The organism is Arenimonas sp. SCN 70-307 (assembly GCF_001724815.1).
Taxonomy (GTDB): Bacteria; Pseudomonadota; Gammaproteobacteria; order Xanthomonadales; family Xanthomonadaceae; genus Arenimonas.
The window spans coordinates 17,452-29,659 of record NZ_MEDO01000027.1 but is presented as its reverse complement, the minus strand read 5'-3'; the positions used below and the strand labels follow the sequence as shown (position 1 = coordinate 29,659).

10 protein-coding genes are annotated in these 12,208 nt (G+C 67.1%); 1 reads left to right on the top strand and 9 read right to left on the bottom strand.

Annotation, left to right across the window (positions count from 1 at the left end; translation table 11 throughout):
- From ABS41_RS12885 to ABS41_RS12865, 5 genes are all read right to left on the bottom strand, one after another.
- Positions 1 to 184, bottom strand: a 184-nt coding sequence (locus tag ABS41_RS12885) for a hypothetical protein (RefSeq protein ID WP_290595029.1), incomplete at its 3' end; no start/stop codon positions are given.
- Positions 185 to 705: 521 nt separating this feature from the next.
- On the bottom strand, positions 706 to 1,239 hold the full coding sequence (locus ABS41_RS12880) for an SMI1/KNR4 family protein (RefSeq protein WP_290595028.1): 534 nt from the start codon (positions 1,237 to 1,239) through the stop codon (positions 706 to 708).
- A 1,335-nt stretch (positions 1,240 to 2,574) separates the two neighbouring features.
- Entirely contained in the window at positions 2,575 to 2,922 is a 348-nt protein-coding gene (locus ABS41_RS12875; RefSeq protein ID WP_290595027.1) for a zinc ribbon domain-containing protein YjdM, read from the bottom strand.
- Positions 2,919 to 5,168 (bottom strand): DNA topoisomerase IV subunit A, encoded by a 2,250-nt coding sequence (gene parC / locus ABS41_RS12870; RefSeq protein ID WP_290595026.1) that lies wholly within the window; start codon positions 5,166 to 5,168, stop codon positions 2,919 to 2,921. The genes ABS41_RS12875 and parC overlap by 4 nt, the downstream gene beginning before the upstream one ends.
- A gap of 56 nt (positions 5,169 to 5,224) precedes the next feature.
- Entirely contained in the window at positions 5,225 to 7,354 is a 2,130-nt protein-coding gene (locus ABS41_RS12865) for a diguanylate cyclase (protein WP_290595025.1), read from the bottom strand.
- 82 nt (positions 7,355 to 7,436) lie between these two features.
- Between ABS41_RS12865 and ABS41_RS12860 the strand changes: the two genes are divergently transcribed.
- On the top strand, positions 7,437 to 8,645 hold the full coding sequence (locus tag ABS41_RS12860) for a multidrug effflux MFS transporter (RefSeq protein WP_290595024.1): 1,209 nt from the start codon (positions 7,437 to 7,439) through the stop codon (positions 8,643 to 8,645).
- A gap of 81 nt (positions 8,646 to 8,726) precedes the next feature.
- On the opposite strand, the gene ABS41_RS12855 is transcribed toward ABS41_RS12860, so the two are convergent.
- The 4 genes from ABS41_RS12855 to minE form a co-directional block, all read right to left on the bottom strand.
- A complete protein-coding gene (locus ABS41_RS12855; protein WP_290595023.1) occupies positions 8,727 to 9,212 on the bottom strand; it encodes a transposase in 486 nt (161 codons plus the stop codon).
- 220 nt (positions 9,213 to 9,432) lie between these two features.
- Positions 9,433 to 11,373 carry a M2 family metallopeptidase gene (locus ABS41_RS12850; RefSeq protein WP_290595022.1) on the bottom strand — a complete coding sequence of 647 codons (1,941 nt, stop codon included), beginning with the start codon at positions 11,371 to 11,373 and terminating at the stop codon, positions 9,433 to 9,435.
- A gap of 43 nt (positions 11,374 to 11,416) precedes the next feature.
- The gene (locus tag ABS41_RS12845) at positions 11,417 to 11,929 is read right to left on the bottom strand and encodes a hypothetical protein (protein ID WP_290595021.1); all 513 of its coding nucleotides are present in this window, start codon (positions 11,927 to 11,929) and stop codon (positions 11,417 to 11,419) included.
- A 3-nt stretch (positions 11,930 to 11,932) separates the two neighbouring features.
- Positions 11,933 to 12,205, bottom strand: coding sequence for a cell division topological specificity factor MinE (minE, locus tag ABS41_RS12840; RefSeq protein WP_290595020.1), 273 nt, complete (start codon positions 12,203 to 12,205; stop codon positions 11,933 to 11,935).
- Positions 12,206 to 12,208: the final 3 nt, after the last annotated feature.

Sequence of the window (12,208 nt, the reverse complement as noted above, 5' to 3'; positions counted from 1 at the left end):
AGTCGTTCTCCTCGCGAATGGTCACACCTTCTTTGAGTCGCAGAGACTCTAGTGCTGCTTCTGGTGAGCCATAGGTGATGTCTTGAGCCTGGTCGGGAGACGGAATCTCGTCATCCACAGCGAGCGAGAGCGATGCGGTGCCGAAAGCCAGAATCAAAGCAAATTCGTAACTTGGGAAATTCATTGGCCTAACGCCTGAGTTAAGCCGCGTGCCGGAGGCACGTCGGCTTGAATGATTTGTTAGGCCTCATCGTCGCGACCTGCCTCTAGCACGATGGTTACCGATTGCTTTAGGTCACGGGGTAGCGACCTGCACGTTTCCCGGTATCCCGGTGCGTCCGCACACACGACAGGGTGCCCCTTTGGTTCGCCGCAGATATCGCCTCGGAAAATGCTCGAGCGCTCGTAGCCAGACGGCACGATGCTAAGCGAGGACTTGCCGTGGGAGTCTGCTACAGAATGCGTGAACTCCGGCTCAGTTCTTTCATAGTCCCACGCAAGCTTTGTCACGGAGCCGGCGATCGGTGCGCTAAAAGTATCCGTTACCAGGACTTCTACAGAAATCGGGGCATGGGCGCACTTTGCCTCTACGGAAGATGCCAGTAGGCCGATAATCAGCGATGTAGCAAACCAAGTGCGGCAATGCATGTCAGAGGCCTAACGCCTGAGTTAAGCCGCGCCGAAGGCGTCGGCTTGAATGACTAGTTAGGCCTCATTGGCCAACTCCGAGATTACCTCGGTTTGCCACATGGACCCAGTAGTTGCTGCTCGCGCGTCTATGGCAGCAATCGCGCGTAGACAATCTGCCATTGTGCGATTGCCAAGGTGCTCCTGATAAATGCATAGGCTTTCGGCAAATTGTCGAACTGACGAATTAATGAACACTCTCTGGTTGTGATTATCGTGATTGAAATAGACGACCTCTCGACTGTCCGTATCAATGGCAAGAATATCCCCGGAGCCATTGTGGCCGATTGGGAAGTACGACTCCGGAATACCGAAATGCCGTTTACGCGACTCAATTTCGGGTTGCGAATACGCGTGGAACGAAAGAAATGGAGCGGCATCACGCGGAAGGCCATGATCCTCTAGAAGGCATGAGTCTTCCTTTGCAAGGCGGACTGGAATGACATTGGCGTCAAACACCACGAACTCATCAAACCGAAGGTCGAGGTCTGGAGGGACGGCGGGCAGGGATGAGATGAAGCGATCCTTGAAGTTTGCGGAGATGTCGCTCATGAGGCCTAACGCCTGAGTTAAGCCGCGTGCCGAAGGCACGTCGGCTTGAATGATGAGTTAGGCCTCATGGCTCGAGGCCTGCCAAACGTTGTAAGCAGACTCCAGTTCCCGAGGTGTGCAGGTGAGCCAGTGCAACCACTGCGACTCTTGTTCATGAGGGTAGCCGAGAAGATTGTTAACCGCATTTCCCACGACCGTCCGGTGCTGTTCAGATTTGGGCGCATCGCCTGCTGTCCCAATCAGTGCAGAGACCTCTGACCTGCTGAGGCCAAAAAGAGCATGGAACTCCCAGTCCGGAAAGAATGGACCATTGGCTGCTGCAGCCAGAGCCTGATCCAACGGATTGCTGAGCACGTTCCCCATGAGGCCCTACGCCTGTGCTAAGCCGCGCCGAAGGCGTCGGCTTGAATGATTAGTTAGGCCTGCGCCCGGAGACTTGTGGGGACGCCCTCAAGCACAAAGAGCTTGAGCAGATTCAGCCCTTGGTCTTCGCTCTTGCCCCAGCCCAGTTCGTTTCGCCTGCCTCTCTCAGAGTAGTACACGAGCCACTCGTTCCCTTCAGGAACTAGGCAGTACGACTCGTCCTGATCCTTCCCGATCGAATAGGACTTCCTCGGTACACCTTGGCGGTCCAGGAATGCGCAAAGTCCCTCTTCTGACCAGCCCATACAGATCTCCATCAGCAGGCCTAACGCCTGAGTTAAGCCGCGCCGAAGGCGTCGGCTTGAATGACTGGTTAGGCCGCCGTGACCTACCCTAGAGAAGAGCCTACGGCCACCGCCACCACCAAGACAACAACGGAGAGCATGGCCCAGCGAAGCGCATTTGGCGACAGGAACCCGAAGAAGCGCAGCGTGCGAGCAGAGAACTTGCGACCGCAGCCGGGACACTTGACCTCGGCCGACACGCCCGGGAGGACAATGAAGCCGAGTGCCACAGAAATGCCGCTGGAAGTGAGCCACTCCCGGGCCTCAAATCTAGCCGAGCAGTTTGGGCAGACCTCGATCTCGCGCACTTTGGCCTAACTCTCTTATCTACCGGCAAGAGCCGGTCTTCCCCGGATGCTGCATCCCCGGGTTAGCACCGTCAAGCAGCGGTCTAGAAAGGCGCAGGCCGTGCTATGCCTCTGGATGGCTGGATATCGCCGAAAGTAGGTGGCGAGTTATCTCGGCAGGGAGCGATTGGGAACTTTTCTCACCCTGGCACCAGAGTCAGGCCCCCGCCGCGCCCATCATCGGTCGAGCGGCGAAATCGACTGTGCCTGGCCCCGATTACTCGCCAGTCTGCAGTTCTGAAGTTGCGCAGTAAGCCTGGCTCGGGTCGCAGCGATACCCCTCAGCCCCCATCCTTCCTCACAAACCCCGACTTGAGCTTCATCGCTCCAATTCCATCGATCTTGCAGTCGATGTCGTGGTCCCCATCCACCAGGCGGATGTTGCGCACCTTGGTGCCCACCTTCACCACGGACGAGGAGCCTTTGATCTTCAGGTCCTTCACCACGATCACGGTGTCGCCATCGGCGAGCACGTTGCCATTGGCGTCGCGCACGACGCGGACGTCCTCGGTGCTGGCGGCCGCCTCGCCCGGCGCCCACTCGTGGCCGCATTCGGGGCACGCCAGCAGGGCGCCGTCGGCGTAGGCATAGGCCGAGCCGCAGGCAGGGCAGGGCGGAAGCTCGCTCACGCCGTCACTTCCACCCGGTCCACCTTGGTGAAGCCGCGCGGCAGGGCGTTGCCGCGGCTGGCGCGGGTGCCTTCGTAGGCCTGCAGGTCGCGCCAGCTCAGCACCAGCTTCTGCTTGCCGCTGTAGATGGTCAGCTCGCCGCCCTGGCGGACGCTGGCGATGGCCACCACCTTCTCCTGGCCGGCCTTGAGCTTGGCCGGCGGAATCTGGATCAGCTTGTTGCCCTTGCCCTTGTCCAGCTCGGGCAGCTGCGCCAGCGGGAAGGCCAGCAGGTGGCCGGCGCTGGTGATCGACACCACCCAATCGCTGGCCGGGTCGGTTACCGGCGCGGGCGCCAGCACCTCGCCCTCGCCCGGGTTGAGCAGGGCCTTGCCGGCCTTGTTGCGGCCGGTGAAATTCTCGAAGCGGGTGACGAAGCCATAGCCGTGGCTCGAGGCCAGCACGTAGCGCAGGTCGTTCTCGCCCGCGGCCACGGCCACGAAGCCGGCACCCGCCGGCGGGCTGAAGCGGCCGCTCAGCGGCTCGCCGTTGCCGCGCGCGCTGGGCAGCGAATGCGCCAGCGTGGAATAGCTGCGGCCGGTGGAATCAAGGAAGGCCACCTGCTGCGTGCTGCGGCCGCGCACGGCCTGCAGCAGGCCGTCGCCGTCGCGGTAGCTCAACGCGGCCGCGTCCACGTCGTGGCCCTTGGCGGCGCGCACCCAGCCCTTCTTCGACAGCACCACCGTCACCGGCTCGCTCGGCACCAGCTCGGTTTCGCTGATGGCCTGGGCGGCTTCGCGCTGCACCAGCGGCGAGCGGCGCTCGTCGCCGAACTTCTTCGCATCGGCCAGCAGCTCGTCCTTCACCTGCTTGCGCAGCTTGGCCTTGCTGCCCAGGGTGGCGACGATCTTCTCGCGCTCCTTGGCCAGCTCGTCCTGCTCGCCGCGGATCTTCATTTCCTCCAGCCGCGCCAGCTGCTTGAGCTTGGTCTCGAGGATGTACTCGGCCTGCTCCTCGCTCAGCCCGAAGCGCGCCATCAGCACGAGCTTGGGCTCGTCCTCGGTGCGGATGATGCGAATCACCTCGTCGAGGTTCAGGAAGGCCACCAGCAGGCCCTCGAGCAGGTGCAGGCGGCGCTCGACCTTGTCCAGGCGGTGCTTGAGGCGCCGCGCCACGGTGTCGGTGCGGAACAGCAGCCATTCGGACAGGAAGTCGCGCAGGTTCTTCACCTGCGGCCGGCCGTCGAGGCCGATGATGTTGAAGTTGACGCGGAAGCTCTTCTCCAGGTCCGTCGTGGCGAACAGGTGGCCCATCAGGCCCTCGAAGTCCACGCGGTTGCTGCGCGGCACCAGCACCAGGCGCACCGGGTTCTCGTGGTCGGACTCGTCGCGCAGGTCCTCCAGCCACGGCAGCTTCTTGGCGCGCATCTGCTGCGCCACCTGCTCCATGATCTTCGAGGGCGACACCTGGTAGGGCAGGTGGGTGATGACGATGTTCGCGCCTTCGCGCAGCCAGGTGGCGCGGGCGCGCACGCTGCCGCCGCCGGTTTCGTAGATGGCGCGCAGGTCTTCGGGCGCGGTGATGATTTCGGCGCCGGTGGGGTAGTCCGGGCCGCGCACGTGCTCGCACAGGTCGCGCACGGTGGCGTCGGGGTCGTCGAGCAGGCGCACGGCCGCGCTCACCACTTCATTGAGGTTGTGCGGCGGGATATCGGTGGCCATGCCCACCGCGATGCCGGTGGTGCCGTTGAGCAGCAGGTGCGGCAGGCGCGCCGGCAGCCAGCTCGGCTCCTGCAGGGTGCCGTCGAAGTTGGGCACCCAGTCCACCGTGCCCTGGCCGAGCTCGCCCAGCAGCACTTCGGCGATCGGCGTGAGCTTGGATTCGGTGTAGCGCATCGCCGCGAACGACTTGGGGTCGTCGGTGGAGCCGAAGTTGCCCTGGCCTTCGATCAGCGGGTAGCGGTAGGAGAAGGGCTGGGCCATCAGCACCAGCGCCTCGTAGCAGGCGCTGTCGCCATGCGGGTGGAACTTGCCGATCACGTCGCCGACGGTGCGCGCGCTCTTCTTGGGCTTGGCGGTGGCGCCCAGGCCCAGCTCGCTCATGGCATAGACGATGCGGCGCTGCACGGGCTTGAGGCCGTCGCCCAGGAAGGGCAGGGCGCGGTCGAGCACCACGTACATCGAGTAGTCGAGGTAGGCGCGCTCGGCGTATTCGCGCAGCGGGATCTGCTCGAAGCCGTGGAAGGCGGGGCGGGCGGGTTCGCTCATTCGGGGTCTTGCTCGGTGGATCGGGGGAAGACCCCGATTCTACCGGCCCCGGCGGCCTAGGGTTCGGCCAGCGCGTCGTTCCACTGGCGGGCGCGGCGCGAGTCGGCGTCGCCGGCGTGGGCGGGGTCGTCGCCCACCACGCGGTTGCGGCCGGCGCGCTTGGCCCGGAAGAGCGCGGTGTCGGCGCGGTGGAACAGGTCGCCGGCGTCGTAGCCCTTGCCCAGGTCGGCCACGGCCACGCCCACGCTCAGGCTCAGGCCGGGCATGGGCGGCGTGGCGTCGGGGGCGCGCCACACCAGGTCGAAGCGCAGCTGCTCGGCCAGGGCCTCGGCCGCAGCCTGGTCCAGGCCCTCGCAGGCCACCAGGAACTCGTCGCCGCCGAAGCGGCCCAGCAGGTCGTCGCTGCGCAGCTTGCCTCGGGCGATGCCGGTGGCCAGGCGCAGGGCCTCATCGCCGGCCAGGTGGCCGTGCTGGTCGTTGATGGTCTTGAAGTTGTCCAGGTCGAACACCAGCAGCGCCACGCTGCGGCCGTGGTTCTCGGCGTGCGCGAGCAGGGCCGAGAGTTCCGTGGCGAAGGCCTGGCGGGTGAGCGCGCCGGTGAGCGGGTCGAGCGCGACGCGCTCGCGCAGGGCCTGGTGCTCCGTTTCCAGCGCCTGCTGGCGCGCGGCGATCTGGCGCTTTTCGTCGCGCAGCCGGTAGGTGTGGCGCAGTACGCGCACCAGGCCCCAGGCCAGCAGCAGGGTGGGCAGGGCCAGGGCCCAGATCCAGGTGGGCAGGGGGTTGCTGCCTGCCTGGGCCACCTCGCGCGCTTCCGGTGCGGGGGCGGGCGCCGGCGCGGGCTCGAGCGCCATGAAGCGGGCGCGGGCGCTGCCGTTGCCGGCGGCCAGCTGGCCCAGCTGGTCGAAGCGCGAGAGTTTGGTGCGGAAGGCATAGGCCTGCTTGCTGGCGGCCAGCGCTTCGGCGGTGCGGCCGAGCGCGGAGTAGGCTTTTTCGAGCTCCAGCGACACGTCCTGGCGCAGGCGGTCGAGCTGCAGTCCTTCGCCGATGGCGTAGGCCTGGTTCAACGGTGCAAGGGCTTCGGCCGGGCGACCCATCGCCACCAGGGATTCACCTTCCGCCAGCGCCAGGTCGGAGTCGAGCAGGCGCTCGTTGAGCTTCGCGGCCAGCGCGCGGCCCTCGCGCAGCGTGGCCAGGCCTTCCTCCTGCCGGCCCAGCGCGAACTGCGCGCGGCCGAGCGACAGGCTGCCCAGCGCCGGGCCCAGGTCGCCGCCGGCACGGCGGAACGCCGCCATCGCGTTCTCCGCATCGACGAGGGCTGCATCGTGATCGCCCAGGCTGAGTCGGGCCTGCGCGCGCAGGATCAGGTTCAGGCCCAGCGGGAAATCCGGCGGCGTGTCGCCAATCAGCGCGAGCGACTGGTTGATGCCCTCCAGCGCGGCCTCGTGGTCCTCGAGGTTGAGGAACAGCTTGGCCAGCGTGTAGTAGCTTTCCGACTGCTCGATCGGGCGGCCGATGCGCAGCATGGTTTCCAGCGCATTCACCTGCATCTCCACGGCTTCCGCGTACTGGCCGCGGGTCTCGAACACGCGCCCCAGGGCGCGCTCGGCGAAGGCGATCTGGCGCTCGCGTCCCTCTTCGCGCCAGATGGCGATGGCTTCGCGGTAGCGGGCCTCGGCCTGGTCGAGGCGGCCTTCGGCCATGTCGGCCATGCCCAGCCCGTAGAGGGAACTGCCGATTTCGCGGCGGTCGCCGTAGCGGCGCGCGTCGGCCAGGGCCTCGTTTTCGATGGCGATGACGGCGGCCATGTCGCCGCGGCGATAGGCGTCGTCGCTCAGCGCCGACAGGGCGCCCACGCGTTCGGGGTGGTAGGCGCCGCGGCGGGCGGTGTCGGCGGCGAGGCGAAGCCACTCCTCGCCGGCGGGGCTGCGCGTGGCGCGGGCGAAACGCGCGTTCGCCACGGCCAGGCGAACGCGGCCGCGCTCGCCGCGCGCAGCGGTGGCCAGGGTTTCAAGCCAGGGCGCGGCGTCCGATTGGAAGGCCAGCAAACGCTCGGTGGCCTGCGGGTCGGGCTGCTGTTGCGGGGCCTGGGCGAAGGTGGGCAGGGCGAGCAGCAGGCACAGCGCCGCGCCCCGCGCCAGCGGGCGGAACCAGGGGCGGGGGGTGGCCGGGCCGGTCCGGAAGGGCATTGGCCGCAAGATAGCCCGTTAGCGCAAGTGGCTCCAGTCCTGCGGGGCTAACCCCGCGGGGTTGGTAGACTGGCCGGCCCCGATGATTCCCCACCTCGCCATCTCCCGCCGCCGGCTTGCCTTCATCCTGGGCGGCCTGGCGATGTTCGGTCCGTTCTCCATCGACACCGTGTTCCCGGCCTTCCAGCTGATGGCGCGGGACCTGGGCGTGGGCAAGGTGGCGATGCAGCAGACCATCAGCGTCTACCTGCTGGGCTACGCGGCGATGTCGCTCTTCCACGGGCCCATTTCCGACGCCATCGGCCGCAAGAAGGTGCTGCTGGCGGGCATCGCCATCTTCACCCTGGCCTCGGTGGGCGCGGCCCTGGCCACCGACATGACGACGATGCTGGCCTATCGCGCGCTGCAGGGCCTGAGCGCGGGCGTGGGCCTGATCGTGGGGCGCGCGGTGGTGCGCGACGCGCTCGACGGCGACGACGCGCAGCGGCTGATGAGCCAGATCTCGATGATCTTCGGCATCGCCCCGGCCATCGCGCCGGTGATCGGCGGCTGGATCCTGGGTTTCACCGACTGGCACGGCATCTTCTGGTTCCTGGCCGGTTTCGGCGTGCTGCTGGGCGTGCTCACGGCCTGGGGCCTGCCCGAGAGCCACCCGCCCGAGGCGCGCACGCCACTGCGCGCCGGCACGATGCTGCGCGATTACTGGGCGATGGTGTCCAACCGCCGCTTCCGGCTGCTGGCGCTGGCGGGCACGGCCAATTTCGGCGCGCTGTTCCTCTACATCAGCTCGGCGCCCGACTTCGTGATGGGCCTGCTGGGCCTGGGCGAGCAGGATTTCGTCTGGTTCTTCGCGCCCACCATCGGCGGCATGATGCTCGGCGCCTTCGTCAGCGGCCGCGCGGCCGGGCGCATCACCGGGAAGCGGTTGGTGGAGTGGGGCTTTGCCTGCTGCGGCGTGGCCGCGGTGTACAACCTCGGCTACAACGCGCTGGTTGAATCGCCCAGCCTGCCCTGGGCGGTGCTGCCGACGGCGCTGGGCGCCTTCGGCATCGCGCTGGTCTTCCCCATCGTCACCCTGGCCATCCTCGACATGTACCCGCGCCAGCGCGGCGGCGCCTCTTCGATGCAGGCCTTCGTCGGCCTGCTCTCGAACGCCGCCATCGCCGGCCTGCTCTCGCCGCTGGTCAGCCACAGCGGCCTGCTGCTCGCCGCGGTCTCCACCTGCTTCACCCTCGTCGCCTACGGCCTGTGGCGCTGGTACGTCACCCACAACCACCCCGCCCCCCTGTAGGAGCGCCTTCAGGCGCGAAACTTTTGATCTTGTTTTTGACTTTGCCTTCGGCAAAGGGAAGATTCGCGCCTGAAGGCGCTCCTACAGGGGGGATTCGTCGCTGAGCCAGCAGGCGTTCCAAAAGGGGTAGTCGCCGACGCGCTCCACCAAGCCTGCCCGCATGGGGTTGGCGACCAGATAGCGCGCGGCGTCGCGCAAAGCGTCCTCTCCACGCACTGCTCGGTCATGGAAGCCACGGGCCCAGACCGGTCCCGTCTCCCCGCGCCATCGATTGAACCTGAAAGCCGTGGCGCCCTTGGCCGGGCCCACGCTGGCCGCCAGGTCTCGTGCTCCGAGGCAGAGCAGGCCGTGGAAATGGTCCGGCATCAATACCCAGGCCAGGAGCTTTGCGTTTGGCCAGCTCTCCGCGTCAGCCAGAAACCTCGACATCTGCGCGGCCGGCTCCCAGTTCGCGAACAACCGCCGGCGGCTGGTGGTCGTGAAAGTTATGAAGTAGGCGCAACCGGGCAGCGAGCGGCGCCCTCGCCGCAGGCTGGTTTGGCCGGGGGAGTCGAGGATGAAGGGCATGGCGCACTTTGGCGAGCCCCGCCCGACGGCGGCATCAGCAAGTGCCGCGATTGAATGTAGGAGCGCCTTCAGGCGCGAATCTCTTCTTTGCCGAAGGCAAAGTCAAAAACAAAATCAAAATCAAGAGATTCGCGCCTGAAGGCGCTCCTACGGGAGAGGAAATGAAAACGGCCGGCGGGGTGAGCCGCCGGCCGTGGGGTTCACGCGTTGACGCGGGCGATCAGCCCTTGGCGGCTTCCCAGCCGCAGGTCTTGCCCTGGTTCTGCTCCTGCAGCCACGACTGCAGCGGCTGGAAGTATTCCAGCACCGCCGAGGCGTCCATCTGCTCGCCGCCGGTCAGCTCCTTGAGCGTCTGCTGCCAGGGCTGGCTGGCGCCGCGCTGCATCATCGCCCAGAAGCGCTTGCCGGCTTCCGGGTTGTTGGCGAAGTTGCAGGTGTAGAGCGGGCCCTCGTGGCCGGAGGCATCGCACAGCGCCTTGTAGAACTGGAACTGCAGGATGTGCGAGAGGAAGTAGCGCGTGTACGGGGTGTTGCCCGGCACGTGGTACTTGGCGCCCGCGTCGAAGAACTCCTCGCCGCGCGCGCCGCCGGCCGGCGCCACGCCCTGGTACTTGGCCTTCAGTTCCCACCAGGCCTGGTTGTACTTGTCCGGGGTGATCGAACCGTCGAACACGCCCCAGCGCCACTGGTCGATCATCAGGCCGAAGGGCAGGAAGGCCACCTTGGCCAGGGCCATGCGCATCTGGCCGTTGATCACGGCCTGCTCGCTGACGGCCGGCTTGTCCACCAGGCCGATCGAGGCCAGGTACTCCGGGGTCATCGACAGCTCGATGGTGTCGCCGATGGCCTCGTGGAAGCCGTCGTGCGCGCCGGTCTGGAACACGGGCGCCTGGTCCTTGTAGGCCAGGTAGTAATAGATGTGGCCGAGCTCGTGGTAGATGGTGAACAGCTCCTCCTCGGTCGGCTTGATGCACATCTTCATGCGAACTTCCGAGGCGTCGGCGTTCATCTGCCAGGCGCTGGCGTGGCAGACCACGTCGCGGTCGCGCGGCTGCACCAGCATCGAGTCGCTCCAGAAGCTCTCCGGCAGCGCCGGCATGCCCAGGCCGGTGTAGAAGCTCTCGGCCAGCTTGGTCATGCGCGTGGCGATCTCCACGTCGGCCTGGCGCTCGAGCTCGACCTGCTGGGCGGCGGTGAGGTTGCGCATGCCGCCGGCCTTGCTGACCAGCTCGGCCAGGATGTCCTCGCGCTGCTGCTTGAGCGCGCCGCTCACGTCCAGGCTGCCCACGCCCTTGTACGGCTCGAGCAGCGGCCAGAGGTTGCCCCAGTCCTGCTGCCAGAGGTTGCCGGTGAGGTGGGCCGGGATCAGGCCGTTGATCGAGCCCTGCTCGCCGTACTTCTCCTCGAGCTTGCCGCGGGTGTAGCACTGCAGCTGCTCGTACAGCGGCTGCACCTGGCCCCAGAGGCGGTCGGCCTCGGCCTTGAACTCGTCGGCCGGCATGTCGTAGCCGGCGCGCCAGACGTCGCCGGTGTTGGCGAAGCCCATTTCCCGCGCGCCCTCGTTGGTCAGCTCGACGAAGCGCACGTAGTCCTCGCGGATCGGCTGGGCGATGGTGTGCCAGCCTTCCCAGGCGGCCTTCATCTCGTCGTAGCTGCTCTTTTCGGTGTCGGCGAGGATCTCGCTGATCTGGCCGATGTCCTTGCAGTCATTGCCCACGCACCACTTGCCAGAACCATAGGCGGCGCCCATGCGCGAGGTGATCTCGGTCAGCTCCTTGAGCTTGGCCGGGTCGCGCGGGGCGGGCAGGGACGAGCTGGTCTTGAGCAGGTGGATGGCGCGGGCGCTGTCGCCCTGCAGCGTGGCCGGGTCGTAGGCCTTGGCGCGGGCGATGAACTCGTTGTTCTTCGAGAGCCAGCGCTCGTTGGCGGCCGACTCGACCCGCTGGCTGTCCTTGGTGATGTAGGTGGCGCCCAGCCACGCGGCCGAGGTGGCCTCGGGCATCATTTCCTTGATGGTCTTGTTGACCTCGGCGACGAACTCGTCGGCGCTCTGCGCGGGCGCGGCCGGGCCGACGGTGTCTTCGGTGGACTTCGAACAGCCGGCCAGGGCGACGAGGCCGGCGGTGATGGCGAGCGCCAGCAGGGCGCGTTGGGATTTCACGGGTGTGCTCCAGGAACGGGGTGGGAAACCGCCCAAAAGCGTATCAGGGCAGCCCCCGCTCCGCGAGGAAGGCGCGGGCGTCCTCGGCGTCGCGCTCGAACCAGGCCCGGGCGGAGCCCAGGCGGAAGGTGTAGCCCCAGGCGTCCATGTCGGCCATCAGCCGGGCGCGGCCCACGCCGGGCAGGCGGTCGGCCAGCAGGATCTGCAGGCAGCAGGTGGCGTCTTCCTCGGCCACCGAGTCGGTGGCGTCGGTGTGCACGAGCGCGCGGCGCTCGGGCGGCATCACGATCAGGTGGCAGGCTTCGTGCAGCAGCGAGTGCACGGGCGTGTCGCCGCGGGCGTGCACCGTGGTGCCGACCAGGCCCGCCTCGCACTCGCCCCAGTAGCTGCCGGGGATGGCTTCGCCGTCGGGCACGCGCGCCAGCGCCAGGCCGTAGCCGGCCAGCAGCGCCGCCGGCGCCTCGAAGCCGATGTCGGCCACGCGCAGCACGTCGGGGCCGGAAACAACAACGGCACCGGCGGGCGCCGGTGCCGTCGGGGCGTCACCGCTGGCCATGGTTCAGCCGTTGGCGGCGGTGGCCGGCTTTTCCGGAAGCGCGACCGAGATGTCGAGCAGCTCGCTGTCGCCGTCCTTGTGCAGGTCCACCTTCACCGCGTCCGCGTCGACGTTGATGTACTTGCGGATCACCTCCAGCAGCTCGCGCTGCAGCACCGGCAGGTAGTCCGGCGCGTTGCGCAGGCTGCGCTCCTGCTGGATCAGGATCTGCAGGCGGTTCTTGGCGGTGGAGGCGGTGTTCTTGTTGCGCTGGGTGAGGAAATCGAAAAGTCCCATGGC

Excerpts from the sequence above, each read along its gene's own strand:
- ABS41_RS12855 (WP_290595023.1), bottom strand. The coding sequence starts at position 9,212 with ATGCCCTTCATCCTCGACTCCCCCGGCCAAACCAGCCTGCGGCGAGGG.
- ABS41_RS12845 (WP_290595021.1), bottom strand. The coding sequence starts at position 11,929 with ATGGCCAGCGGTGACGCCCCGACGGCACCGGCGCCCGCCGGTGCCGTT.
- ABS41_RS12860 (WP_290595024.1), top strand. The coding sequence starts at position 7,437 with ATGATTCCCCACCTCGCCATCTCCCGCCGCCGGCTTGCCTTCATCCTG.
- ABS41_RS12865 (WP_290595025.1), bottom strand. The coding sequence starts at position 7,354 with ATGCCCTTCCGGACCGGCCCGGCCACCCCCCGCCCCTGGTTCCGCCCG.
- parC (WP_290595026.1), bottom strand. The coding sequence starts at position 5,168 with ATGAGCGAACCCGCCCGCCCCGCCTTCCACGGCTTCGAGCAGATCCCG.
- minE (WP_290595020.1), bottom strand. The coding sequence starts at position 12,205 with ATGGGACTTTTCGATTTCCTCACCCAGCGCAACAAGAACACCGCCTCC.
- ABS41_RS12880 (WP_290595028.1), bottom strand. The coding sequence starts at position 1,239 with ATGAGCGACATCTCCGCAAACTTCAAGGATCGCTTCATCTCATCCCTG.